Genomic DNA, 22,710 nt, shown 5'->3' on the forward strand with positions numbered 1-22,710 from the left:
GGCTTCACCTTGGCGAATAAATATAGGTAAATACGATGGAAATACTCAGCCAAAGCGCTGTGTAGACAAAAAATCTGAAGGGCAGATAGTCATCCAGATCCAGTTTGATGAGCAGCACGCGAATGCAGACCGTGATCACCATGGACACAAGGGCTCCGACGAGCCAGCTTGGAAAGTAGGAGTTCAGTATCAGAAAGTCTGGTGCCTGCCCTGTGCCGGTGCATCCAGAAAAAAGTGGCACGAGTGTGGCGTATATGGCCGATTTTTTTTTGAATTTCTTATTCAAGACATCCCCCATTCTTGCAATGGCTGACCCATGGAAACAGCATGGACTGTACGTCTCAGGCTTTGACTGAAGCGGTAGGACGTTGGCGCAAAGGCGCGCTCAGCAGCGAGGGGATAGGGCGTAATAAAGAGCAGGCATGCGATGGCAGGGCAGTATGGATACTGCCAAGCTTACTTGATCAGGCACTGTGCACGCCTTCAGCAGGGGCATGTATTTCACACGGATGGCTCGCAGGTGTTGCATGCCACGTTGGTGGGCAGTGCCGGTGCTTGATGTCACGCGGCAGCAGGTTTTCCTGATGGGCAATGTCTACAAGCGCCCTGAGCCTGAGACAATGTTGCCCATCATGAGTGACCAGAACGACAAGCTTTCCCCCGATTCGAATTACGTAGACATGCCTGCTGGTGATCCCAGCCTGCCTGAGGGCTGGCTGGAAGTGATCTCCATGGACATGGAGGCCAAGGGTGTGGCCCGCAAGCCTGATGGCAAGGTGGTGTTCATCGATGGCGCCTTGCCCACAGAGCTGGTCACGGCCAATGTGCACCGCAAGAAAAACAACTGGGAGGCAGCCAGCCTGCTGGAAGTCAAGCGCGAGTCTTCGCAGCGTGTACAGCCAGGCTGCCCCCACTTTGGGCTGCACGAAGGTGCCTGCGGTGGCTGCAAGATGCAGCACATGCATGTCAGCGCCCAGGTGGCGATCAAGCAGCGCGTGCTGGAGGACAACCTGTGGCACCTGGGCAAGGTCAAGCCCGAGACCATGATGCGCCCCATCGAGGGGCCCACCTGGGGCTATCGCTTCCGCGCCCGTCTGGCAGTGCGCTATGTCATCAAGAAGGGCAAGGTGTTGGTGGGCTTCCACGAGCGCAAGAGCCGCTACATCGCCGACATGGAAACCTGCAAGGTGCTGCCCCCCCATGTGGACGCCATGCTGCTGCCCATGCGCGAGTTGATCGCCAGCATGGATGCACGCGAAACCTGCCCCCAGATTGAAGTGGCCTGCGGTGACCATGTCACGGCCCTGGTGCTGCGCCATCTGGAGCCGCTGAGCGATGCAGACAAGCAGCGCCTGCGTGACTTTGGCAAGCAGTACGACGTGCAGTGGTGGCTGCAGCCCAAGGGGCCGGACACCGTGCACCTGATGGATGCGCCCACAGCGCAGCTGTCGTACAGCCTGCCTGACTTTGGCATCACCATGCCCTTCAAGCCCACGGACTTTACGCAGGTCAACCCGCACATCAACCGTGTGCTGGTGAGCAAGGCTCTGCGTCTGCTGGATGCCAGGAAGGACGAGCGCGTGATCGACTGGTTCTGTGGTTTGGGTAACTTCACCCTGCCCATTGCGACCATGGCGCGCGAAGTGCTGGGTATTGAGGGCTCGGATGCGCTGGTGCAGCGTTCGCACGAAAACTATGCTGCCAACAATGCACAGCGTGTTGAAGGTGACAAGCTGGCCCCCACCACCTTTGTGGGCCGCAATCTGTTCAATATGACACCTGAGTTGCTGATGGCAGACGGCAATGCGGACAAGTGGCTGGTAGACCCACCCCGCGAAGGTGCGTTTGCACTGTCCAAAGCGCTGGCAGATATTCACCAGATCCGTATTGGCGCCAAGCAGACCGGCGTGGCTACTGAAGAACAGCCTGACTTGCTGCCGCCATTGCCGGAGGGCCACGAGAACTGGCAGTTCCCCAAGCGCATCGTCTATGTGAGCTGCAATCCTGCCACCCTGGCGCGCGATGCAGGCTTGCTGGTGCACCAGGCGGGCTACCGCTGCGTGGCTGCGGGGGTGGTGAACATGTTCCCGCATACGGCACACGTGGAGTCCATGGCCGTCTTCGAGCGCGCTGAATAAGCAGTTCTGAGATTTGAAACGGCAAAGCCCGGAAGGTGTATGCCTTCCGGGCTTTTCTTTGCTTGTCTGCGCAGCAAAAAGTTCGGCGCTTTAGCTGCGAGACCTTTTGTACTCAGTCTCTATTTCGTCTTCGACGGCAGGCTTAGGGGTCTGGGCTTTGGGTGGCAGCACGGAAGGGATACCTTCTATCTTGTGCTCGCGCATGTATTCATCCATCTCTTTCCAGCCCGTAAAAATCATGGACTTGGGTGCCTGCGGGTTCAGGGCATAGCAGTCCTCAATTCCACGCATGGCATGACGGCAGGCACCACCGATGGCTTTGGCTTCGTTTTCACGCACTACGGTACGCGGGTCCGGGCCCAGGCCTGGGACTTGTTCGATACAGCCTGCCAGCAGCGCTGCAGTCATTGGCAACAGCAAGAAAGCAGGACGAATGGAGTGAATCATCTTTGGCATGTGGCTCAATTATCGGCAGCGGAGAATAAAAACTTAAGCATTTTGTTGTGTGCATGGCATGAAAAAGGCTCCCGAAGGAGCCTTGCAGGTGCATGTGCGCCAGCTTAGTCGCGCTCGCCACCCATGATGCCCAGCAGTGCCAGCAGGCTCTGGAACACGTTGAAGACGTCCAGATACAGTGCCAGTGTGGCGCTGATGTAGTTGGTTTCGCCGCCGTCGATGATCTGCTTGATGTCATACAGCATGTAGGCCGAGAAGATACCGATCGCCAGCATGGAGATGGCCATCATGCCTGCGGAGGAGCCCACAAACACGTTGATGATGGCGCCCACCATCAGCACCATGGCGCCCACAAACAGCCACTTGCCCATGCCGGACAGGTCGCGCTTGATGACGGTGGCCAGCGATGCCATGACAAAGAAGACACCAGCGGTGCCAGCGAAGGCAGTCATGATCAACTGCGAGCCGTTGCTAAAGCCCAGCACCATGGCGATCAGGCGCGAGAGCATCAGGCCCATGAAGAAGGTAAAGGCCAGCAGCACGGGCACGCCTGCGGCGGAGTGCTTGGTCTTTTCAATGGCGAACATGAAGCCAAAGGCACCGACCATAAAGACGATCAGGCCCATGAAGCCTGTCAGACCGGCAGTAATGCCGGTTGCCACGCCAACCCATGCGCCTAACACGGTTGGCAGCAGGCTCAGGGCCAGCAGCCAGTAGGTGTTGCGCAGCACTCTGTGGCGCTGCTGCTGCGAGATGCCGTAGCCTGCAGTGTCCCAAGTGTTGATAGGGTGGTTCATTGTGTGATTTCTCCTGTTTGCAAAAAAGCGATGCGCTTTCGGCACACATTCTAAGAGTGGCGAGCGGCGCAAGAAGTTCCGGCGTCATTGCTGATGCGCGGAATGCAGGTTTTGCCTTGTTTATTTTTGTATGGAATGTTTTGCGCACAAGGATCAGGCGAGCTCACACTTTATCAGTATGCTCAGGCGCTGTAACTTACTACGGACCCTGAGCAATGAAAAACAAGTACGAACTGGAGCTGGCTGACGTCAAGAAAATCGCTGCTGCGGCTGAAGCAGAAGCGCTGAAGAACAACTGGGCGGTGACGATTGCCATCGTGGACGATGGCGGCCATCTGCTGTGGCTGCAGCGTCTGGATGGTGCAGCGCCTATTTCCTCGCACATCGCACCCGCCAAGGCTCGCACTGCTGCTGTGGGCCGCAAGGACACCAAGGCGTTTGAAGACATGATCAACAACGGCCGCAACGCTTTCCTGAGCGTGCCCTATGTAGACGGACTGCTCGAAGGCGGTGTGATGATCGTCAAGGACGGCCAGGTGCTGGGCGCTGTCGGTGTGTCTGGTGTGAAGTCCAGCGAAGATGCACAGGTGGCACAGGCCGGTATTGCGGCACTGGGTCTGTAAGCCTCAGTCTGCAAGCCTGAAAACAAAGAAGCGACCCTGGTGGTCGCTTTTTTTGTTGGCTGTGTGTCGTGGAAAAAAGAGACTGGCTACGCAATGCCCGATGAATGCCTTGTTGGCTGGTCCAATCGAGACGGAAAAACCGCCTCGCCCCACGATGAACAATGAATGTGTTTACTTGGTCAGAATCAGCTTGCCGAGCTTGGTGGCCTGCAGGCGGTAGATGGCGCCATTGTGTGCAATAGAGACGGACTTGTTGCCGCGCAGCAGGGCTTCGCTGTCCAGGCACAGCTCCTTGGATGCAGGCGCACTGTCTGCCACAGCAGGCGGTGCGGAATGGGCGCGGCGTGTGCTTGGGAGGGGAAGTGTGACTTGCATGGTGTGAAACAGTGATGGCGTTGAATGTTGTTAATGATAACGATTCTTATTTGAAGTGCAAGCTTTTTTTAGTCCATAACTCTGACAGTGTTTTATTGGCGGATTCGAATCTGAACTGCAACACCTGCAACTGTTAAGGTCAGCAGATGTCTGCAAGTCGTTCGCCATACAGCCAACTCCAACCCGAAGATCGCCTCACCATCGCCAGCTTGCTACAGCAGCGCTATAGCGTACGTGGCATTGCTCGAATATTAGGCCGCTGTGCCAGCACCATCAGTCGAGAGATTGCTCGTAACAGCGTGTCTGGGCAAGGATATGCAAGCACACCCGCTCAGCAGCGCAGCGAACAAAGAAGGCGCTGCGCAAGACCTCAGCCCAAGCTGCATCCGCAAAGCCTTCTATGGCAATTGGTCGTTCATTTCTTGCGCTGTCGCTGGTCACCTGAGCAAATTGCGTTGACACTGTCCCACCTGTATCCCAAAGGCCATGAGCTACGCGTGTCACACGAAACCATCTACAACTGCATCTATGCTCAGCCAGTGGGCGAGTTGCGCCAAGCGAAGAACAAACGCTTGCCTCGCAGCAAGGGCAAAGACCGCCGTGGCCAGATCTCGGACATGCTCAGCATCCATATGCGCCCGCCCGAGATTGAAGCCCGCCAGTTCCCAGGGCACTGGGAAGGAGACCTCATCAAGGGCGCTGGCAACGCCAGCGCTGTGGGGACCTTGGTCGAGCGCACGAGCCGCTTGCTCATGCTGGTCAAACTCCCTGAGTTCCAGCCGGCCAGTGCAGTCAACGTCATGCAAGCCTTCACGGACAAGCTGCTCGGCATTGCCCAGCCCATGCGCCAAAGCATGACGTACGACCAAGGCAAAGAAATGGCGCTACACAAACAACTCACCCAGAACACGGGTATGGCGGTGTACTTCTGTGACCCACACAGCCCTTGGCAGCGAGGCTCCAACGAAAACACCAATGGCCTTGTGAGGCAGTACCTGCCCAAAGGCACGGACCAACAACCGCCCTCGCAAGGGGCTTGGGGTACGATCGCCGCTGTCCGTGTACCGTGAGTTGTTAATCAACTCACCCCAACACTCCACCCTCGTTCATTAAACCTAGGGGTGTTGCACTTGGGTCTTGAATCCGCCATTAAAAAGTGAGCTGCTTGCGCTTGTTTATCAATGGTTTGAAATATAAAAGTATTTGAAAACAAGAAAATTCAAGCGCAAGCAGCTATTTTTTTAAGAGAAGCTCAGCAATGAAAAAGCCCTGCAGGCGCAAGGCGTGCAGGGCTGGTGGCGGTTCAGGAGTGCGGTAGCCGCGCTTATTTTTCAGGCTCGGTGATGAAGCCGATCTTGCGGATGCCAGAGGTCTGTGCGGCAGCCATGGCCTTGGCTACACGTTCGTAGCGCACTTCCTTGTCGCCGTGGATGTGCAGATCTGGCTGAGGGTCCTTGGCGGCTTCGGCCTGCAGGCGCTCGACCAGCTGCTCATCGCTGATGGCTTCCTTGTTCCAGTGGTACTGGCCCTGGGCATCAATGCTCAGACTGATGTTCTGGGGCTTGACCACTTCTGGCTCGTTCGAAGCGCGCGGCAGGTCCACGTTGACCGCGTGCTTCATCACGGGCACGGTGATGATGAAGACGATGAGCAGCACCAGCATAACGTCCACCAGGGGCGTCATGTTGATTTCGTTCATGACTTCATCGTTGTCGTCTTGGGTGCCGAAAGACATGGCTTAGGCGCCTTTCTTCATGGAGAGTACTTTGCTGTCAGGGTTGGCGCCTGTGGTGTCTACCGTCAGGCGGGCGCCGGTCACAAAGTAGGCGTGCAGGTCGTGGGCAAAGCTGTTGAGGGTGTTCAGCACGCCCTTGTTGCCGCGCACGATGGCGTTGTAGCCCAGCACGGCGGGAATGGCCACGGCCAGACCGAAGGCGGTCATGATCAGCGCTTCGCCAATGGGGCCAGCCACCTTGTCGATGGAGGCCTGGCCGGATGTGCCGATCACGATCAGGGCGTGGTAGATGCCCCAGACCGTGCCAAACAGACCGACGAAGGGTGCGGTGGAGCCGACGGAGGCCAGAATCGCCAGACCTGCCTGCATGCGCGATGTGAACTCGTTGATGCCGTTGCGCAGGCAGCGGGTGACCCAGTCAGACACATCCAGCGTGTCATGCAGGTGTGCGCTGGTCTTGCGGTGGTGGGCAATGGCTTCACGGCCTTCCAGTGCCAGATAGCGGAAAGGGTTGGCGGGATCGCTGCTGAGTTTGGTCAGGCCGCTGCCAAAGTCTTCGCTGTGCCAGAAGTCCTTGGATTCATTGGCGTACTTCTTGTACTTCATCAGACCCAGGGCCTTGACGATGATGACTACCCACGATGCCACGGACATGAGCAGCAGCAAGATGGCCACGCCACGGGTGACAAAGTCGCCTTGCGCCCAGACGTGGGCAATGCCGAATTGGGATTCCATGAAAACTCCTGAGTAACTGTTTATTCGAGAACGAAATTAATGGGCACGATGTTCCACATGGCTTCGGGAACACCGTTGCGTTTACCTGGCACGAAACGCCACTTCTTGACGGCAGCGATGGCGGCCTTGTCCAGGCGGTCAAAACCGCTGGACTCTTTCAGTTCGATTTGCTCGGCACGGCCATCGGTGTTGACCAGCACACGCAGCATGACCCTGCCCTGTTCCCCCATGCGACGGCTGATCGAAGGGTAGGACGGCCGTGGGTTGTTCAGATAGGACGCATTGCTTGAAGGCAGTACGACCTCAGGTGCGCCGGACGGCGTTGCAGCCGTGGGTGCGGCCTGTGCTGGAGCGGGTGGCGCAGGTGGTGCGGTATCTGCCACGGGTGCAGATTCACTTTCCAGCGTGCCTGTGGGGGCATCAGGTGCAGGCGTGGGGTCTGCAATCGCCTTAGGCAAAGGAGGGGCCTTCTGCACGGGTTTGGGTGCAGGTTTGGGCGGCTGCGGCTTGGGCTTGGGTTGAGGCTTTGGAGGCGCAGGTGTGGGTGGTGCAGCAGGAGCAGGAGCAGGGGCCGGAGGCTCAGGCGCAGGAGGGGCAATGAACTGCGCAATGACTTCTGCGGGAATGATCTGCGGCTGTGCAGATGGTTTGCTCATCCCATGCTGCAGTGCCCATATGGCTGCCGCGTGCAGAGCCAGGACGGCCCCAATGATGATGGCTCTTTGCTTGAGAGCACCGGGGGCGAAATGTTCGGGAAAAGACATAGAAGATCAGACAACCAGTTTCGGGGCGCTGGGCTGGCCAGTGCAGGTCATCCGGCCTTGGGAATGGGGCAATCGTGAATGTGAATCTGGCAGACGCAAGCGAAGATTATTTGCGAAAGATCCACAGGGAACAACCGAGTACGAGGATCAGGCTGCCTGCAGCAACTGAGAAGAAGGCCATGCTTTGCTCTCCAGAATAGGGGTGGCAAGCTGAACTGGCTGGGCAGCGACTTCGTTGTAGATGGCCGCAGCGCCCCCATGGGCACCGCATCTGGCCACTACGTCGCGTGCGCAAGTCTCGCAGCGACCGCACTGTGTGGCAACACCCAGTTCAAACTGGATTTCGTCGAAACTCATGCCGGCATTGGCGTGGCGAGCAATTTCGCGATCAGAAACTCGGTGGCATACACAAACGATCATGGCTACAGGCAGTTGTGGCTGGCTATTGATGTGATGCGAGAATTATAAATGCGAATTCATCGCATTTGCAAACACTTCCTCCCAGTCAGGTTATGCATATGGCATGAAAAAAGCCTTTGGCTGGGCCAAAGGCTTTGGATCAAGTGTTTCAGCGATTAGAAGCTGGGGAAGACGGAACCCTGGAAGGTCACGTCAATAAATTCCTTGGTGGAGGCATCCTGGTAGGCTTTCACCAGCTTGCTGGCCCATGGGGCATTTTGTTCACCTTCGCGCACCACTAGGATGTTGACGTAGGGGTTGTCTGCGCGCTCCAGTGCAATCGCATCACGCTTGGGGTTCAGGCCAGCGGAGATGGCAAAGTTGGTATTGATAGCCGAGGCATCCAGGTCATCCAGCGAGCGGGGCAGCTGGGCTGCATCGAGCTCTACAAACTTCAGCTTCTTGGGGTTTTCGACCACATCCAGAGGCGTAGCCTTCAGACCCGCGTTGGGCTTGAGCTTGAGCAGACCTTGCTCCTGCAGCAGCAGCAGCACGCGGCCGCCATTGGTGGGGTCGTTGGGGATACCGAACTTGGCGCCCTTGGGCAGGTCGTTCAGGTTTTTGTACTTCTTGGAGTACAGGCCGATGGGGAAGTTGACCGTGTTGGCCAGCTTCACAAACTTGTAGCCACGGTCCTTGATCTGCGCATCCAGATAGGGCTGGTGCTGATAGCTGTTGGCATGCAGATCGCCGGAGGACAGTGCTGCATTGGGCTGCACGTAGTCGCTGAATTCGATGATCTGGATCTTCAGACCGTCTTTTTCAGCCACTTTTTTCACGTGCTCCATGATTTGCGCGTGAGGGCCCGCTGTGACGCCGACCTTGATCGCGTCTTGTGCATGTGCGGTGTATGCGCCAGCAGCGGCAATGGCCAGAGCGGCTTGGAGGAACAGGCGTTTGTTGAGCATCTCAGTCTACGAAAAATATGCAGATGCGAAGAATGTAATACGGTAAATATATTCTTCGGATGAATATTTTCTTATTTTTATATTCAAAAATGAATATAAGTAGCTGTTTGCTTGGGCTTAGATGTCGTACTCGGGTGTGCGTGGTTTGGGAAGGGCCATCACGCGATAGGCGACGACATCGAGCGCGGGGTAGCTGATTTCCTGGCGATCAGTCCAGACTTTGGGGGTAATGGGGCCAACAAGCGACACCACATCGCCTTCCATCAGTTCGCGCAGCTGTGCGCAGGGTACGGGGTCGAATGCCACCACGTTGACAAACAGGCTGCTGGGGCCGTCGCCCGAATTGGCTCGCAATCCACCGTCACCAACTGTGGCGCGCATACGGGCCACCATGAATGTTTTGCCAAAACGGTCTACGCGCTCGCTAGGGTCTGTGGTCAAGCGTCCGGTGATCAAACCTTCAATCATTTTCTATAGCACTCTCGCAGCCCAGTGGGGGCTAAAAATAAAAATGAAAAAACAAAAAAGGCTAACAGCACGCTGTTAGCCTTTTTCTATATCAATGGTCGGCGTGGCGGGATTCGAACTCGCGACCCCTTGCACCCCATGCAAGTGCGCTACCAGGCTGCGCTACACGCCGACAAGACCTAGATTATATGCCGAAAAAACGCCTAATAAAAATTCAAGCAGGAAATTTTCGGATTCTGGCCAACATGCCCAGTCGTGGCGTACAAGCCAGTGCGCTGGACAAGCTGTTTATTTTACTGGAGATGGCAGAGCCTGAGCGGATGGTCTGGGGTGAATTGTCTGCTTCTTGATAGGAGTCAAGACAAACTTTGGCATGGTGTGTAGTGGGGTGCAAAGCCCGTAGTATGTAAAGCCAAGACACAGTGTCTGGCACATGAACTGCACGGCTGGCTGCAGTCGATACCGGTAAGGAGCATAGATATGGCAATGATGAAGGCAGCTGCCTTTTTGGAAAAAGGTCGCATCGAAATCGTCGAGAAACCCATCCCTGACGTTGGGCCCAATGATGCGCTGATCCGCATCACTACCACGACCATCTGCGGCACAGACGTGCACATCCTCAAGGGCGAATACCCTGTGGAAAAAGGTCTGACCGTGGGGCACGAGCCTGTGGGCGTGATTGAAAAGCTGGGCAGCGCAGTGCAGGGTTACCAGGAAGGCCAGCGCGTGATTGCTGGTGCGATTTGCCCCAACTTCAACAGCTACGCTGCGCAAGATGGCTATCCCAGCCAGGATGGCAGCTATCTGGTGCCACGCGGGCTGTGCGGTTGCCATGGCTACAAGGCCACGGCAGGCTGGCGCTTCGGTAACCTGATTGATGGCACCCAGGCGGAATATGTGCTCGTGCCTGATGCGCAGGCCAACCTGGCACCTATCCCTGATGGTTTGACTGACGAGCAGGTGCTGATGTGCCCGGACATCATGTCTACCGGTTTTGTCGGTGCAGAAAACGCCAACATCAAGATTGGCGACACCGTGGTGGTGTTTGCGCAAGGTCCTATTGGTTTGTGTGCAACAGCTGGTGCACGCCTGCTGGGCGCAACCACCATCATTGCTGTGGACGGCAATGACCACCGTCTGGATATTGCGAAAAAAATGGGCGCAGATGTGACGCTGAACTTCCGCAATGTGGATGTGATCAGCGAAGTCATGAAACTGACGGGTGGTAAGGGCGCGGACAGCTCCATCGAAGCGCTGGGCACACAGGCTACGTTTGAGCAGGCCATGAAGGTGATCAAGCCCGGTGGCACGCTGTCCAGCCTGGGGGTGTATTCCGAAGATGTGAAGATTCCGCTGTCTGCCTTTGCAGCGGGGCTGGGCGACCACACCATCCGTACCGCCCTGTGCCCCGGCGGCAAAGAGCGTATGCGCCGCCTGATGAATGTGATTCAGGGCAACCGGCTCGACTTGGGTGTGCTGGTCACGCACCAGCGCAAGCTCGACGACATCGTGGAGGCCTACGATCTGTTTGCCAACCAGCGCGATGGCGTGCTCAAGATCGCCATCAAGCCCTGATGCAGTAACGGCTCCAGCAAGAACGCCACCTTCGGGTGGCGTTCTTTTTATGCGACGCTTTGTGCTCTGTAGATTTAGATATCTTCCAGCAGCGCGTAGGGCAGGGACTGGACCGTCAAAGCAACGCCCTCAGGGCTGCCTGCCGTCAGTGCTTCCTGTGCCGACTGAATCTGCATGCTGACAATGGCATCCCAGCCGCCCTGTGGGGCAGGGGCGGCCTGCACCACGGTGCCTGTGGCCTGTTCGGCGTCGCTGGCCGCAAACACTTCCTGGCCTGCGTTCAATGGTTGGTCTGCATGCACGATGTAGGCGCGGCGCTTGAGCGTGCCACGGAACTGGCTGCGAGCCACCACTTCCTGGCCGGGGTAGCAGCCTTTCTTGAAATTCACGCCACCTACGGATTCGTAGTTCAGCATCTGTGGCACGAACAGCTCAAATACGGGCTCGGACACCATGGCGATGCCGCTGGCTACCTCGGTCCACAGCCACTGCTCGGGTGTCAGCACTGTACCTTGCGGCGCAGGTGTGCCCACGGGAGCTACCAGCAGGGCGCGAGGCTGACCTGCCGCAGGGTAGAGGTGTACCAGATGGCTGCCATCAGCCTGTGTGTGCAGCGTCCAGGGGGCTTCGGTCGCTGGAACAGCGTTGCCGATCAGGCCGAACAGCTGAAAGTCGGCGCTGGCATCCGTGAGCTTGGCCTTGGCGCGCAGCACAAACATGGAAAGGCGCTTGAGCGTGCGTGTCAGCAGGTCCTGGCTGCAGATCAGCAGAATGTCGTCTGGCGCGCGCTTGAAGCCAATAAAGCTGGCCTGCATACGGCCTTTGGCCGAACAGAAGGCTGCCAGACGGGCGTGCTGCTGGTCCAGCAGCACGAAGTCGTTGGTCAGCTGGCCATGGAGGAAACTGGCAGCATCATCACCTTGCACACGGATGATGCCCAGATGCGAAATAGGAGCAATGCCTTGAAGGGTCTCGGTCATGGGTGAATTATGATGCCCGATCTTTTTCTATGGACGCAAAAAGGTTGTGCGACGTTTACTCGTAGTTTTCTTGGTGGTGGTGGCTTTGGTGGCCATGGGGGGCGGCGCAGCTGCATGGTGGCTGGGGCAACCCTTGAAACTGGCTCAGTCCACGGTGGAGCTGGACATTGAAGCAGGCACTTCTCCGCGTGGTGTGGCGCAGGCCGTAGTCGCTGCTGGGGTGGATACCGATGCACGCCTGCTGTACTACTGGTTCCGGGTCTCTGGCCAGGATCGCCAGATTCGCGCTGGTAACTATGAGCTGGAGGCAGGCGTGACGCCACGCTCTTTGCTGCAAAAGCTGGTGCGCGGAGAAGAAAGCCTGCGCGCCATTACTTTTGTGGAAGGCTGGACCTTCCGTCAGATGCGCGCCCAGATCGCCAGAGACGAGTTTCTCAAGCATGACACGCAAGGCATGACGGATGCTGAACTGATGGCGGCTCTGGGCAAGCCCGGCGTGGCGCCAGAGGGCATGTTCTTCCCCGACACCTATACCTATGCCAAAGGCAGCAGTGAGCTGGCAGTACTGCGCCGTGCCATGCATGCCATGGAGCGACGCCTGAACGAAGTCTGGGCACAGCGCAGTGCGGATTCGCCCCTGAAGACGCCGTATGAGGCACTGATTCTTGCCAGCATCGTAGAAAAAGAAACTGGGCGTGAGAGCGACCGCGGTCAGATTGCCGGGGTGTTCAGCAACCGCCTGCGTATTGGCATGCGCCTGCAGACCGACCCCTCTGTGATTTATGGACTGGGCGAAAAGTTTGATGGCAATCTGCGTAAACGTGACCTGCAGACGGACACGCCCTGGAACACGTACACCCGTGCTGGGCTGCCACCCACGCCGATTGCCATGCCCGGTATGGCGTCGCTGATGGCTGCCGTGCAGCCTGAACCGACCAAGGCTTATTATTTTGTGGCGCGCGGTGATGGCACGAGCTACTTCAGCGCGACACTGGACGAGCACAACCGTGCCGTCAACCGCTATCAGCGCGGAGGTAAGTAATTGCACGGGTAGAGGCACTACCGGCTGGCAGCATGTGCCAGCCTTTCTGAATCTGAGACTCTGTTTTGACACATACACAAGCAACCGGCCTGTTTATCAGTTTTGAAGGCATTGATGGCGCCGGCAAGTCTTCGCATATTGCAGCGCTGGCGCAGGCTTTCCGTGACGCGGGGCGCACGGTCACGCTCACGCGTGAACCCGGTGGCACGCCGCTGGCCGAAAAGCTGCGTGCGCTGCTGCTGCACGAGGCCATGGACCCACTGACCGAAGCGCTGGTCGCCTTTGCTGCACGCCGCGACCATCTGGTGCAGGTGATAGAGCCTGCGCTGGCACGCGGGGAGGTGGTGGTCAGCGACCGCTTTACCGATGCCACCTTTGCCTACCAGGGCGCAGGCCGTGGTTTTGACTGGGAAAAGCTTCAAATTCTGGAGCGTATGGCGCAGACGGGGTGCGCCCCGCAAGCAGATTTGATGCGTGAGCCTGATCTGACCATCTGGTTCGATCTGCCTGCTGCCGTAGCTGCTGGGCGGCTGGCAGGTGCACGCGTGCCTGATAGGTTTGAGGCGCAGCCTCAGGACTTTTTTGCGGCAGTGGCTGATGGCTATGCCCGCCGCTGTGCGGCTGCTCCCCAGCGCTTTGCGCGCATTGATGCCAATTGCAGCCGTGAAGCGGTCTGGCAGCAGGTGGCCGATGTGCTGGTGGCGCGTGGCTATCTGCCCGGAGAGTCAGGAGCTGCAGCGTGAGCGCAGCCGCCAGCACACTCGCTCCCTGGCTGGCACAGCAGCGCCAGAGTCTGTTGGCGCAGCGCGGTCATGCATGGCTGCTGCAGGGACCATCCGGCATGGGGCAGTTTGAACTGGGCATGGCGCTGGTGCGTGCTTGGCTGTGCGAGCAGCCGGGTGCCGATGGCGCTGCGTGTGGTCATTGCGCAAGCTGTCACAGCATCGATGTGCATGCCCATGCTGACCTCTTTGTGCTGATGCCCGAGGTGGACATGATGGCGCGCGGCTGGCCTTTGAGTGAAAAGGCGCAGTCTGAAATTGACGACAAGAAGCGCAAGCCCAGCAAGGAAATTCGCGTCGATGCCATGCGCGATGCCGTGGAGTTCACGCAGCGCACTTCGGCGCGAGGGTGCGGCAAGGCGGTGCTGGTCTACCCGGCCGAGCAGATGAATGCGGTCACGGCCAATGCCTTGCTCAAGACGCTGGAGGAGCCGCCGGGCGATGTGCGCTTTGTGCTGGCAACGGAAGCGGCGCACCAGTTGCTGCCCACCATCCGCAGCCGCTGTCTGGCCCACACCATGCTCTGGCCACAGCAGGCGCAGATGCTGCAGTGGCTGCAGGAGCAGGGCGTTTCGCAGCAGGATGCCGAGGTCTGCCTGCGTGCGGCAGGTGGTCGGCCTTTTGATGCCTGGCAGATGGCACAGTCCGGCAAAGGCATGGGCGTTTTTGCACGTCTGCCCAAGGCAGTGGCCAGCGGGGATGTGGCCGTGTTTGCGGAGATGTCGCCGCCTGAAGTGGTGCAGTGGCTGCAAAAGCTCTGCCATGACCTGATGTGTGTGGCACAGGGCGCGGCCCCACGTTACTTTGCTGCGCAGGACTTGCCGCGCGCGCCTTCCGTGATGGTGCTGGCGCGCTGGGCCAAGTCGCTGGCGCAGGAAGCGCGCACGGCGGAGCACCCATTTAATGCCAACCTCATGACTGAAGCCCTTGTGGCGCAGGCGTGCACGGTTCTAAACTCCAGGCATTAACCTGTTGTTGCACACTTTATGAATATGCAGTCGTCGCCACCTCGCCCCAGTGTTCTGCAGCTTGCCCTGAAGGAAAAAGGGGCTTTGTATGCAGCGTATATCCCGCTGTTTGCCAATGGCGGTATCTTTGTGGCGACCAACCGCCAGTTCCGTCTGGGCGACGATGTCTATGTGTTGCTGACCCTGCCAGATGACCCTCAGCGCTACCCCATTGCTGGCAAGGTCGGCTGGGTAACGCCTGCAGGTGCTGCAGGCAACCGCGCGCAGGGCATTGGTGTGTGCTTTCCCAAGGACGACAAGTCTGTCCAGCTCAAGGCCAAGATTGAGCAGATGCTGGGCACGTCACTGGGCTCTGACCGGGCGACGCAGACGGTGTAAGCCATTTCTCTTTCCGATGCCGGCCAGGGGGACCCTCGGCCGGCATTGTTTTTTGTGCCTTTGATTTCTCATGTTTACCGATTCTCACTGTCATCTGAATTTCCCAGAACTGTCTGCCAATCTGCCTGCGATTCAAGAAGCCATGGCACAGGCGCAGGTCACGCGTGCGCTGTGCATTTCCTGCACCATGGAAGAGTTCCCGGATGTGCATGCCCTGGCCACCACGCATGACAACCTGTGGTGTACCGTCGGCGTGCACCCTGATACCGAACACATGACCGAGCCCAGTGTGGACGATCTGGTCAAGTTGGCAGGGCTGCCTCGTGTGGTGGGCATTGGTGAGACAGGGCTGGACTACTACGGCATGGAAGACCGCAAGGGCGGGCGCACGATTGCGGATATGGAGTGGCAGCGTGAGCGCTTTCGCACCCACATCCGTGCGGCGCAGCAGGCACAGAAACCGTTGGTGATTCACACCCGCGCGGCGCAGGAAGACACCATCCGCATCCTCAAGGAAGAGGGCGAAGACGGCTCTGCAGGCAGCGCAGGTGGCGTGTTCCACTGCTTTACTGAAAGCATGGAAGTGGCCAAGCAGGCGCTGGATCTGGGTTTTTACATTTCGTTTTCTGGGATCGTCACCTTCAAGAGTGCGCAATACCTGCGTGAAGTGGCCGCCTATGTGCCTGCAGACCGTATCCTGATTGAAACCGACAGTCCTTATCTGGCGCCTGTACCTTTCCGCGGCAAGACCAATACCCCTGCTTATGTCCCCTATGTGGCCAAGCAGGTCGCTGAAGTGCGCGGCATGACGGTGGAAGCCGTGGCAGCATTGACCAGTAGGAACTTTGACCAACTCTTTCAAGGTGTGGTGACGGAATGAAACGCAGAACCCTGCTGCAGGCACTGAGTGCCAGTGTGTGGATAGGTGCAATGCCATGGGTGCAGGCGGCCGATCTGGGCTCGCATTTGCACACCTTGGTCATTCGTGATGACTATCTGGGCATGCGCGACTTGCTGCGGCAGGGGCTGGACCCGAATACACGAGACCGCCAGGGCGTGCCCATGCTGGTCAAGGCCATGCAGCAGGAGTCTCTGCGTGTGGCGGATGAATTGCTCAATTCCCCCAAGATCAAGGTCGATCTGGCCAGTCCTTCAGGCGAAACCGCGCTGATGTACGCCAGCATCAAGGGCAATCTGGCGCTGGTGCAGCGGCTGCTGGCCATGGGGGCTTCGGTCAACAAGCCAGGCTGGACGCCGCTGCACTATGCCGCCAGCGCCAACCACGAGCACAGCACGGAAATTGTGCGCCTGCTGCTGGAAAACCATGCCTACATCGATGCGGAGTCACCCAACAAGAGCACGCCGCTGATGCTGGCTGCGCAGTATGGCTCGGAGGGCATGGTCAAGCTGCTGCTGGATGGGGGCGCTGATGTACAGCTGCGCAACCAGCAGGGGCTGAGCGCCGTGGACTTTGCCCGTCGCTCCGAGCGGGAATTCATGGTCAAGATGCTGGATGAGGCCTACCAGGCCACACGCCGCTCCAAGGCCAGCTGGTAAGCACTGCAGGGCCAGAGCAAAAGCTTAAGCTCAAACTCTATAAAAAAATAGCGCCTTGCGCTGATCCATATTCACTTTCAGATAGTTTTCATATTGAAAGTGGCTTGCAATCAGCGCAAGGCGCTTTGATTTTCAGAGCTGTCTTTAGTTGCCTTGGCTGCCCGTGTGTGCCTGCAGTCGGGCGTACAGACCGCCCATGGCCATCAGTTCGGCGTGGGTGCCTTGCTCGGCAATGTGGCCACGTTCCATGACCACGACACGGTTGGCATGTTCAATGGTGGACAGGCGGTGGGCAATCACCAGGGTGGTGCGGCCCTGCATCAGGGTCTGCAAGGCCTGCTGCACCAGACGCTCGGACTCGGTATCAAGCGCAGAGGTGGCCTCGTCCAGAATCAGAATCGGCGCATTCTTGTACAGCGCGCGTGCAATGGCCAGGCGCTGACGCTGACCGCCTGAGAGCTGCGTGGCGTTGTGGCCCACTTCGGTGTGGATGCCGTTGGGCATCTGGCGCACATGCTCGGCCAGATTGGCGGCCTCCAGGCAGGACCAGACGCGGGTTTCATCCACCTCCAGCCCCAGAGCCACGTTGGCGGCCACAGTGTCATTGAACATCACCACATCCTGGCTGACCATGGCGAACTGCTGGCGCAGATAGTTCAGGTCCCACTGCGGCAGGGCTAGCCCATCCATGCGCACTTCGCCCGCAGTAGGGTTGAGAAAGCGTGGCAGCAGATTGACCAGCGTGGTCTTGCCCGCACCGGACGGACCAACCAGCGCCACGACTTCACCAGGGTGAACGGTCAGGTTTACGCGGCTGAGTGCGGGGGGCTTGTCTTCGCCAAAAGAGACGCTGACATCACACAGCTCAATCTTGCCTTTGACGCTGGCTGGGCGCTGCGAGCCGCCTTGCTCGGCGGTGCTGTCTTCCATCAGCGCCAGGCCGCGCTCCAGGGCAGCCACGCCACGCGTGATGGGGTTGGCCACATCGGCCATACGGCGCAGCGGCGCAATCAGCATCAGCATGGCGCTGATGAAAGCCACAAAGCTGCCGACGGTAACGTCTTCATTGCGCCCCTGCCACAAGGCGATGCAGATCACCGCAGACAGGGCAACGGCCGCCATCAGCTGGGTGGTCGGTGTCATGGCTGCCGAGGCGATGGTGGACTTGATATTGAGCTTGCGCAGCTGGCGGCTGAGTTCCACAAAACGGTTGGTCTGGGACTGCTGTGCACCATGCAGGCGCACCATGCGGTGGGCCAGCACATTTTCTTCCACCACATAGGCCAGTGCATCGGTAGCCTGCTGGCTGCTCTTGGTGATGCGGTACAGGCGGCGCGACAGGGTCTTCATGATCCAGCCCACGGTGGGAACGATGAAGGTTACAGCCAGCGTAAGCTGCCAGTTCAGATACAGCAGATAGCCCAGCAGCGCGATCAGCGTGAAACCATCGCGTGAAATGGCCAGAAATGCCTGCACCAGCTGCGTAGCGCCGGTTTGCACCTCATACACCACGGTATTGGACAGGGCGCTGGCCGACTGCTTGGAGAACAAGTCCATCTGCGCCACCTGCACGCGCTCGAACAAATCCTTGCGCAGGCGCAGCATGCCTTCATTGGCAATGCGCGAGAGTGCATATTGACCGGCAAACTGGGCCAGCCCACGAATGAAAAAAAGCCCGATGATGAATACGGGCACCAGCCACAGGTTGAGCGTGCCCTTGGTAAAGCCGCTGTCCAGCAGTGGTTGCAGCAGGGCGGGAATCAAGGGCTCTGTCGCTGAGCCAACCAGGGTGGCAATGATGGCCAGACTCCACGCCATGCGCTGATTGCCAAAGTAGGGCGCAACGCGAGCCAGGCGCTGGCGCAGGGGCAAATCAGTGGAGGCAGGGGCTGCCATGCGGATATGGGGGGAATTGCTTTGCATGTCGCCGCCGATTCTACGTGCGCTCTCTCGGGCGCTTACGCAGTCATACACATTGACACAGCAATGGTTTGCTCGCGGGCACTGAACTGTGTGTAACATTCCCACATTACACCGGGAGCCTAATCCGGCACATGATGGCTGCGCATGAATACTGAATACCCATTCCAAGCTTTTATCTCCAGTGCAAGCACTGCACTTGCATCGCGTCGATCCATGCTCGGGGCTTTGGCGGCTGTGCCGGCCATGCCAGCGCTGGCGCAATTCCGTGTCGAAGTCAGTGGCGTTGGTCTGACGCAGATTCCGATTGCCTTGCCAGCATTCCGTGGCGAAGAGGGCGTGTCGCAGAAGATCTCTGAGATCGTTCGCGCCGACCTGGAACGCAGTGGCCTGTTTCGCAATATCCCGGCTACGGGACAGGCACTGGATGAAACCTCGCGTCCTGACATGGCAGAGTGGCGCCAGCGTGGCGCTGATGCCCTGGCAACGGGCAGCGTGACACGCCTGACCGATGGCCGCTATGACGTACGCTTCCGCCTGTGGGATGTGGTCAAGGCCCAGGACTTGGGCGGGCAGGGCTTTGTCGTGGTGCAGGGTGATCTGCGTTTGGTGGCGCACCGCATTGCTGACTTCATCTATGAAAAACTGACGGGTGAAAAAGGCATCTTCTCCACCCGCATTGCCTACGTCACCAAGGCGGGCAAGCGCTATGTGCTGTGGGTGGCCGATGCCGATGGCGAGAATGCCCAGTCTGCGTTGTCGAGCACTGAGCCCATTATTTCTCCGGCCTGGTCACCCAACGGGGCAGAGCTGGCCTATGTGTCTTTTGAGGCACGCAAGCCCGTGATCTATGTGCACGAAGTGGCAACGGGCCGCCGCCGTCTGGTGGCGAACTTCCGTGGCTCCAACAGTGCGCCAGCCTGGTCGCCCGATGGCAAGACACTGGCTGTGACGTTGACGCGCGATGGCCTGTCCCAGCTCTACACCATCAGCTCGCACGGTGGGGAGCCCAAGCGTCTGACCCAGAGCAATGGCATCGATACCGAGCCCGCATTCTCGGCAGATGGCCAGACGATTTTCTTTGTCAGCGACCGCGGCGGCTCTCCCCAGATCTACAAGGTGCCCGTCAGTGGTGGCAGCGCGCAGCGTGTCACATTCAGCGGTAACTACAACATTTCGCCTGCGGTCAGCCCCGATGGCCGCTGGCTGGCGTACATCTCGCGTGTGGGTGGAGCTTTCAAGCTGCACGTCATGGATCTGGAAAACGGTCAGCTGTCTGCGATCACCGATACCTCCGAGGATGAAAGCCCCAGCTTCGCGCCTAACAGCCGCCTGATTGTGTATGCGACCAAGCAAGGCGGTCGTGAAGCATTGATGACGACCACACTGGACGGCAAGATCAAAGCACGTCTGGCAGGCAAAGGCGGCGAAATCCGAGAGCCTGACTGGGGTCCTTATCAAAAATATTGATTGCGACAGGTAAACCTTTGTCATCGCGCCGCGTTACAAGACTTACCTAGCATTCCTAGGAGAGGAAAAAATGATGTTTACTTTTAAACGTGTTTCTATTGCACTGTCTGTTGCGGCTTTGCTGGCCGGTTGCTCGTCCGGCGTGAAGCTGGATGAAAACGCGAACGGTGCCAACGGCAGCGACACCACTTCCGGCGCAGCCAGCGGCGTGACCGGTGTGGATCTGACCGGTATGCAAATCGACGCAGACGGTGGCCCTAAGGGCGTAGGCCGTGTGGTGTACTTCGACTTTGACAGCTTTGTCGTCAAGCCCGAAGACCAGGCACTGGTGGAAGGCAATGCCCGCTTCATCAAGGCTGATCCTGCGCGCAAGGTGACCGTTGAAGGTCACACCGACGAACGCGGTGGTCGTGAATACAACCTGGCGCTGGGCCAAAAGCGTGCCGAAGCTGTGCGTCGTTCGCTGAACCTGCTGGGCGTGAGCGACAGCCAGGTGGAAGCCGTCAGCTATGGTGAAGAAAAGCCTGCTTCCGTGGGCCATGACGAATCTGCTTACTCGCAGAACCGTCGTGCTGAAATCTCCTACCGTTAAAGCATGAACATTCGCAATCTCACTTTGCGAATGGGTGTCCGTGCACTGGCTGCCGCCAGCCTGTGCACGGCATTCATGACGCCTGCACATGCATTTCTGGAAGATGCAGAAGCTCGTCGTGCGATTCTGGAGCTGCGTCAGCGTTTCGATGCCAATGCCGAAGAAACGGCAGCCATGCGCCGAGGCATGCTGGATCTGCAGGCGCAGATCGAGTCCATGCGACGCGATATTGCGCAGCTCACAGGCACCAAGGAACAGCTGGAACGTGAAATCTCCGAGCTGCAGCGCCGTCAGAAAGATCTGGCCACAGGGCTGGATGAGCGTCTGAGCAAGTTTGAGCCTGTACAGGTGCAGATGGACGGCCTGGAATTCTCGGCAGACCCTGCAGAAAAGCGCGATTTTGATGCTGCGCTGGAAAAGTTCCGCGCCGGTGACTTTGCAGACGCGCGCAAGGCTTTTGCGAATTTTGTCAATACCTATCCAGGTAGTGGCTACATGCCTTCGGCGCGCTTCTGGCTGGGCAATACCCAGTATGCAGGACGTGACTATAAGGAAGCCATTGCCAACTTCAGGTCCATGCTCAGAGCTGCCCCTCAGCATGAGCGCGCCGCAGACGCAACGCTGTCGATTGCGAACTGCCAGCTGGAGCTGAAAGACACCAAGGGTGCTATCCAGACGCTAGGGGAAGTGGTCAAGAACTACCCCGGCACCGAGGCCGCAACCGTGGCCAAAGAGCGTCTGCAACGTTTGAAGTAATGAGTTCCACAGAACATTCGAATGCTTCTGTCGCCAGTTCTGCTGGCGACAGTTTTTTAGAGGGTGCAGACTTGCAGCGCCGCTTCGGCGGGCTGGAGCGCCTGTACGGCAGAGATGGTGCAGCACGCATCCGTGGTGCGCATGTCGCTGTGATCGGGGTAGGGGGCGTGGGCTCCTGGGCGGCAGAAGCACTGGCACGCAGTGGCGTTGGCAGTCTCACGCTGATTGATCTGGACAATGTGGCCGAGTCCAATGTGAATCGCCAGATCCATGCGCTTACTGACACACTGGGCAAGGCCAAGGTAGAGGCCATGCGTGAGCGCATTGCACAGATCAACCCAGCCTGTGTCGTGCATTGCATTGAAGATTTTGTGGAGCCTGAGAACTGGCCGCAGATCCTGCCCGCGGGTGTAGATGCGGTGATTGATGCCTGTGACCAGGTCAAGGCCAAGCTGGCCATGGCCCAGTGGGCACGCAGAAACAAGCGCATGTTGATTACGGTGGGTGCAGCCGGCGGCAAGCGTCTGGCCCATAAGGTAGAGGTCGATGATCTGTCTCAGGTCACGCATGACCCATTGCTGGCCCAGCTGCGCTATCGCCTGCGCAAGGAATTCAACGCTCCCCGCGATGGCAAGAAGATGGGGGTTGTGACCGTCTTCAGCCGCGAGACCGTGATGCAGCCCGATGCATCGTGCCAGATGTCTGGGGCAGACGGCACACTCAACTGCAGCGGCTATGGCTCGGTGGTGTCTGTGACCGCCGCCTTTGGCATGTGCGCCGTGGGCTGGGTGCTGGATGAGATTGCGAAGAACCCGAAAAAGTAGCACGTTTTTTCAAAAACACCAAAAAAGTGCTGCTACAATTCATTTATTCGCTGATCAGCACAGCTTGCTTTTCTGATTAGTAGGTCGGGTCTTTAGCTCAGTCGGTAGAGCAGCGGACTTTTAATCCGTTGGTCGAGGGTTCGAATCCCTCAGGACCCACCAAAAGATTTGTAGCCCTGCTACTGTAAAAATAGCAGGGCTTTGTTATTCATTTGAAAGTTTCGGGCGGGTCTTTAGCTCAGTCGGTAGAGCAGCGGACTTTTAATCCGTTGGTCGAGGGTTCGAATCCCTCAGGACCCACCACCATCAAGCGCCATAGCTCCAAGAGCTGTGGCGCTTTTTTGTTTTTTCTGTGCTTTGTCACGCTGGACGAGGGTACAGTGGGAGCCGCAGCTCCCCACGCAGTCG

At 58.3% G+C, this 22,710-nt stretch carries 26 protein-coding genes, 3 tRNA genes and 1 pseudogene; 17 read left to right on the plus strand and 13 right to left on the minus strand.

Annotation, left to right across the window (positions count from 1 at the left end; translation table 11 throughout):
• Nucleotides 1-4: 4 nt before the first annotated feature.
• A complete protein-coding gene (locus B5M06_RS12060) occupies nt 5-286 on the minus strand; it encodes a YtcA family lipoprotein (RefSeq protein ID WP_205245386.1) in 282 nt (93 codons plus the stop codon).
• A 394-nt stretch (nt 287-680) separates the two neighbouring features.
• On the opposite strand from B5M06_RS12060, the gene rlmD reads away from it, so the two are divergent.
• Entirely contained in the window at nt 681-2,138 is a 1,458-nt protein-coding gene (rlmD, locus tag B5M06_RS12065) for a 23S rRNA (uracil(1939)-C(5))-methyltransferase RlmD (RefSeq protein ID WP_114070964.1), read from the plus strand.
• Nucleotides 2,139-2,228: 90 nt separating this feature from the next.
• Here the strand turns inward: rlmD and B5M06_RS12070 are convergent, their stop codons facing one another.
• Nucleotides 2,229-2,594, minus strand: coding sequence for a hypothetical protein (locus B5M06_RS12070; RefSeq protein WP_054067646.1), 366 nt, complete (start codon nt 2,592-2,594; stop codon nt 2,229-2,231).
• 104 nt (nt 2,595-2,698) lie between these two features.
• Nucleotides 2,699-3,391: a Bax inhibitor-1/YccA family protein gene (locus tag B5M06_RS12075; protein WP_054067647.1), complete on the minus strand. Its 693-nt coding sequence runs from the start codon at nt 3,389-3,391 to the stop codon at nt 2,699-2,701.
• Nucleotides 3,392-3,606: 215 nt separating this feature from the next.
• Between B5M06_RS12075 and B5M06_RS12080 the strand changes: the two genes are divergently transcribed.
• The gene (locus B5M06_RS12080) at nt 3,607-4,014 is read left to right on the plus strand and encodes a GlcG/HbpS family heme-binding protein (RefSeq protein WP_054067648.1); all 408 of its coding nucleotides are present in this window, start codon (nt 3,607-3,609) and stop codon (nt 4,012-4,014) included.
• Between the two features lie 171 nt (nt 4,015-4,185).
• Here the strand turns inward: B5M06_RS12080 and hemP are convergent, their stop codons facing one another.
• Nucleotides 4,186-4,389 (minus strand): hemin uptake protein HemP, encoded by a 204-nt coding sequence (gene hemP / locus B5M06_RS12085; RefSeq protein WP_054067649.1) that lies wholly within the window; start codon nt 4,387-4,389, stop codon nt 4,186-4,188.
• Between the two features lie 146 nt (nt 4,390-4,535).
• Here hemP and B5M06_RS12090 point away from each other — a divergent pair.
• Nucleotides 4,536-5,502 (plus strand): annotated as a pseudogene (locus B5M06_RS12090) (IS30 family transposase).
• 211 nt (nt 5,503-5,713) lie between these two features.
• Here B5M06_RS12090 and B5M06_RS12095 read toward each other — a convergent pair.
• From B5M06_RS12095 to B5M06_RS12125, 7 genes are all read right to left on the minus strand, one after another.
• Nucleotides 5,714-6,124, minus strand: coding sequence for an ExbD/TolR family protein (locus tag B5M06_RS12095; protein WP_054067650.1), 411 nt, complete (start codon nt 6,122-6,124; stop codon nt 5,714-5,716).
• A gap of 3 nt (nt 6,125-6,127) precedes the next feature.
• Nucleotides 6,128-6,859 carry a MotA/TolQ/ExbB proton channel family protein gene (locus tag B5M06_RS12100; protein ID WP_054067651.1) on the minus strand — a complete coding sequence of 244 codons (732 nt, stop codon included), beginning with the start codon at nt 6,857-6,859 and terminating at the stop codon, nt 6,128-6,130.
• 20 nt (nt 6,860-6,879) lie between these two features.
• Nucleotides 6,880-7,623, minus strand: coding sequence for an energy transducer TonB (locus tag B5M06_RS12105; protein WP_054067652.1), 744 nt, complete (start codon nt 7,621-7,623; stop codon nt 6,880-6,882).
• Between the two features lie 147 nt (nt 7,624-7,770).
• Nucleotides 7,771-8,043, minus strand: coding sequence for a (2Fe-2S)-binding protein (locus tag B5M06_RS12110; protein ID WP_054067653.1), 273 nt, complete (start codon nt 8,041-8,043; stop codon nt 7,771-7,773).
• Nucleotides 8,044-8,198: 155 nt separating this feature from the next.
• Nucleotides 8,199-8,990 (minus strand): MetQ/NlpA family ABC transporter substrate-binding protein, encoded by a 792-nt coding sequence (locus B5M06_RS12115; protein ID WP_054067654.1) that lies wholly within the window; start codon nt 8,988-8,990, stop codon nt 8,199-8,201.
• Nucleotides 8,991-9,107: 117 nt separating this feature from the next.
• Nucleotides 9,108-9,458, minus strand: coding sequence for a single stranded DNA-binding domain-containing protein (locus B5M06_RS12120; protein ID WP_054067655.1), 351 nt, complete (start codon nt 9,456-9,458; stop codon nt 9,108-9,110).
• A gap of 95 nt (nt 9,459-9,553) precedes the next feature.
• Nucleotides 9,554-9,630 (minus strand) — tRNA-Pro (locus B5M06_RS12125).
• Nucleotides 9,631-9,646: 16 nt separating this feature from the next.
• On the opposite strand from B5M06_RS12125, the gene B5M06_RS17040 reads away from it, so the two are divergent.
• Complete coding sequence (locus B5M06_RS17040) at nt 9,647-9,808, plus strand: hypothetical protein (RefSeq protein WP_162777466.1); 162 nt, start codon at nt 9,647-9,649, stop codon at nt 9,806-9,808.
• A 130-nt stretch (nt 9,809-9,938) separates the two neighbouring features.
• Complete coding sequence (locus B5M06_RS12130; protein ID WP_054067656.1) at nt 9,939-11,033, plus strand: NAD(P)-dependent alcohol dehydrogenase; 1,095 nt, start codon at nt 9,939-9,941, stop codon at nt 11,031-11,033.
• 74 nt (nt 11,034-11,107) lie between these two features.
• Here B5M06_RS12130 and ygfZ read toward each other — a convergent pair whose 3' ends face one another.
• The gene (gene ygfZ / locus B5M06_RS12135; RefSeq protein ID WP_054067657.1) at nt 11,108-12,013 is read right to left on the minus strand and encodes a CAF17-like 4Fe-4S cluster assembly/insertion protein YgfZ; all 906 of its coding nucleotides are present in this window, start codon (nt 12,011-12,013) and stop codon (nt 11,108-11,110) included.
• A gap of 94 nt (nt 12,014-12,107) precedes the next feature.
• Here ygfZ and mltG point away from each other — a divergent pair, with 94 nt between their 5' ends.
• The 6 genes from mltG to B5M06_RS12165 all read left to right on the plus strand — a co-directional run bounded on the left by mltG (nt 12,108) and on the right by B5M06_RS12165 (nt 16,740).
• Nucleotides 12,108-13,055, plus strand: coding sequence for an endolytic transglycosylase MltG (gene mltG, locus B5M06_RS12140; RefSeq protein ID WP_420809985.1), 948 nt, complete (start codon nt 12,108-12,110; stop codon nt 13,053-13,055).
• Nucleotides 13,056-13,120: 65 nt separating this feature from the next.
• Entirely contained in the window at nt 13,121-13,798 is a 678-nt protein-coding gene (gene tmk / locus B5M06_RS12145; protein WP_054067659.1) for a dTMP kinase, read from the plus strand.
• Nucleotides 13,795-14,805, plus strand: a complete 1,011-nt coding sequence (locus B5M06_RS12150) for a DNA polymerase (protein WP_054067660.1) — start codon at nt 13,795-13,797, stop codon at nt 14,803-14,805. Before tmk ends, B5M06_RS12150 begins: the two co-directional genes overlap by 4 nt.
• Before the next feature lie 18 nt (nt 14,806-14,823).
• Complete coding sequence (locus B5M06_RS12155) at nt 14,824-15,183, plus strand: PilZ domain-containing protein (protein WP_054067661.1); 360 nt, start codon at nt 14,824-14,826, stop codon at nt 15,181-15,183.
• Between the two features lie 70 nt (nt 15,184-15,253).
• Complete coding sequence (locus B5M06_RS12160) at nt 15,254-16,063, plus strand: TatD family hydrolase (RefSeq protein WP_054067662.1); 810 nt, start codon at nt 15,254-15,256, stop codon at nt 16,061-16,063.
• Complete coding sequence (locus B5M06_RS12165; RefSeq protein ID WP_054067663.1) at nt 16,060-16,740, plus strand: ankyrin repeat domain-containing protein; 681 nt, start codon at nt 16,060-16,062, stop codon at nt 16,738-16,740. The genes B5M06_RS12160 and B5M06_RS12165 overlap by 4 nt, the downstream gene beginning before the upstream one ends.
• 144 nt (nt 16,741-16,884) lie before the next feature.
• Here the strand turns inward: B5M06_RS12165 and msbA are convergent, their stop codons facing one another.
• Nucleotides 16,885-18,663 (minus strand): lipid A export permease/ATP-binding protein MsbA, encoded by a 1,779-nt coding sequence (gene msbA / locus B5M06_RS12170; RefSeq protein ID WP_054067664.1) that lies wholly within the window; start codon nt 18,661-18,663, stop codon nt 16,885-16,887.
• Between the two features lie 213 nt (nt 18,664-18,876).
• Here msbA and tolB point away from each other — a divergent pair, with 213 nt between their 5' ends.
• The 6 genes from tolB (at nt 18,877) to B5M06_RS12200 (ending at nt 22,605) form a co-directional block, all read left to right on the plus strand.
• On the plus strand, nt 18,877-20,130 hold the full coding sequence (tolB, locus tag B5M06_RS12175; RefSeq protein WP_077345597.1) for a Tol-Pal system beta propeller repeat protein TolB: 1,254 nt from the start codon (nt 18,877-18,879) through the stop codon (nt 20,128-20,130).
• Between the two features lie 73 nt (nt 20,131-20,203).
• Nucleotides 20,204-20,722 (plus strand): peptidoglycan-associated lipoprotein Pal, encoded by a 519-nt coding sequence (pal, locus tag B5M06_RS12180; RefSeq protein ID WP_054067748.1) that lies wholly within the window; start codon nt 20,204-20,206, stop codon nt 20,720-20,722.
• 3 nt (nt 20,723-20,725) lie between these two features.
• Nucleotides 20,726-21,478, plus strand: a complete 753-nt coding sequence (ybgF, locus tag B5M06_RS12185) for a tol-pal system protein YbgF (RefSeq protein ID WP_054067666.1) — start codon at nt 20,726-20,728, stop codon at nt 21,476-21,478.
• On the plus strand, nt 21,478-22,302 hold the full coding sequence (locus B5M06_RS12190; protein ID WP_054067667.1) for a tRNA threonylcarbamoyladenosine dehydratase: 825 nt from the start codon (nt 21,478-21,480) through the stop codon (nt 22,300-22,302). Before ybgF ends, B5M06_RS12190 begins: the two co-directional genes overlap by 1 nt.
• A gap of 86 nt (nt 22,303-22,388) precedes the next feature.
• Nucleotides 22,389-22,464: transfer RNA gene (locus B5M06_RS12195), tRNA-Lys, on the plus strand.
• Nucleotides 22,465-22,529: 65 nt separating this feature from the next.
• Nucleotides 22,530-22,605: transfer RNA gene (locus tag B5M06_RS12200), tRNA-Lys, on the plus strand.
• The last annotated feature ends 105 nt before the right edge of the window (nt 22,606-22,710 follow it).

Source organism: Comamonas kerstersii (assembly GCF_002056725.1).
Taxonomy (GTDB): Bacteria; Pseudomonadota; Gammaproteobacteria; order Burkholderiales; family Burkholderiaceae_C; genus Comamonas; species Comamonas kerstersii.

Excerpts from the sequence above, each read along its gene's own strand:
- B5M06_RS12130 (WP_054067656.1), top strand. The coding sequence starts at position 9,939 with ATGGCAATGATGAAGGCAGCTGCCTTTTTGGAAAAAGGTCGCATCGAA.
- ybgF (WP_054067666.1), top strand. The coding sequence starts at position 20,726 with ATGAACATTCGCAATCTCACTTTGCGAATGGGTGTCCGTGCACTGGCT.
- B5M06_RS12190 (WP_054067667.1), top strand. The coding sequence starts at position 21,478 with ATGAGTTCCACAGAACATTCGAATGCTTCTGTCGCCAGTTCTGCTGGC.
- msbA (WP_054067664.1), bottom strand. The coding sequence starts at position 18,663 with ATGCAAAGCAATTCCCCCCATATCCGCATGGCAGCCCCTGCCTCCACT.
- hemP (WP_054067649.1), bottom strand. The coding sequence starts at position 4,389 with ATGCAAGTCACACTTCCCCTCCCAAGCACACGCCGCGCCCATTCCGCA.
- B5M06_RS12070 (WP_054067646.1), bottom strand. The coding sequence starts at position 2,594 with ATGCCAAAGATGATTCACTCCATTCGTCCTGCTTTCTTGCTGTTGCCA.
- tolB (WP_077345597.1), top strand. The coding sequence starts at position 18,877 with ATGCTCGGGGCTTTGGCGGCTGTGCCGGCCATGCCAGCGCTGGCGCAA.
- B5M06_RS12155 (WP_054067661.1), top strand. The coding sequence starts at position 14,824 with ATGAATATGCAGTCGTCGCCACCTCGCCCCAGTGTTCTGCAGCTTGCC.
- ygfZ (WP_054067657.1), bottom strand. The coding sequence starts at position 12,013 with ATGACCGAGACCCTTCAAGGCATTGCTCCTATTTCGCATCTGGGCATC.
- B5M06_RS12160 (WP_054067662.1), top strand. The coding sequence starts at position 15,254 with ATGTTTACCGATTCTCACTGTCATCTGAATTTCCCAGAACTGTCTGCC.
- B5M06_RS12120 (WP_054067655.1), bottom strand. The coding sequence starts at position 9,458 with ATGATTGAAGGTTTGATCACCGGACGCTTGACCACAGACCCTAGCGAG.
- rlmD (WP_114070964.1), top strand. The coding sequence starts at position 681 with ATGCCTGCTGGTGATCCCAGCCTGCCTGAGGGCTGGCTGGAAGTGATC.
- B5M06_RS12075 (WP_054067647.1), bottom strand. The coding sequence starts at position 3,391 with ATGAACCACCCTATCAACACTTGGGACACTGCAGGCTACGGCATCTCG.
- B5M06_RS12105 (WP_054067652.1), bottom strand. The coding sequence starts at position 7,623 with ATGTCTTTTCCCGAACATTTCGCCCCCGGTGCTCTCAAGCAAAGAGCC.
- B5M06_RS12080 (WP_054067648.1), top strand. The coding sequence starts at position 3,607 with ATGAAAAACAAGTACGAACTGGAGCTGGCTGACGTCAAGAAAATCGCT.
- B5M06_RS12100 (WP_054067651.1), bottom strand. The coding sequence starts at position 6,859 with ATGGAATCCCAATTCGGCATTGCCCACGTCTGGGCGCAAGGCGACTTT.
- B5M06_RS12165 (WP_054067663.1), top strand. The coding sequence starts at position 16,060 with ATGAAACGCAGAACCCTGCTGCAGGCACTGAGTGCCAGTGTGTGGATA.
- mltG (WP_420809985.1), top strand. The coding sequence starts at position 12,108 with ATGGGGGGCGGCGCAGCTGCATGGTGGCTGGGGCAACCCTTGAAACTG.
- B5M06_RS12110 (WP_054067653.1), bottom strand. The coding sequence starts at position 8,043 with ATGATCGTTTGTGTATGCCACCGAGTTTCTGATCGCGAAATTGCTCGC.
- B5M06_RS12095 (WP_054067650.1), bottom strand. The coding sequence starts at position 6,124 with ATGTCTTTCGGCACCCAAGACGACAACGATGAAGTCATGAACGAAATC.
- pal (WP_054067748.1), top strand. The coding sequence starts at position 20,204 with ATGTTTACTTTTAAACGTGTTTCTATTGCACTGTCTGTTGCGGCTTTG.
- B5M06_RS12115 (WP_054067654.1), bottom strand. The coding sequence starts at position 8,990 with ATGCTCAACAAACGCCTGTTCCTCCAAGCCGCTCTGGCCATTGCCGCT.
- B5M06_RS17040 (WP_162777466.1), top strand. The coding sequence starts at position 9,647 with ATGCCGAAAAAACGCCTAATAAAAATTCAAGCAGGAAATTTTCGGATT.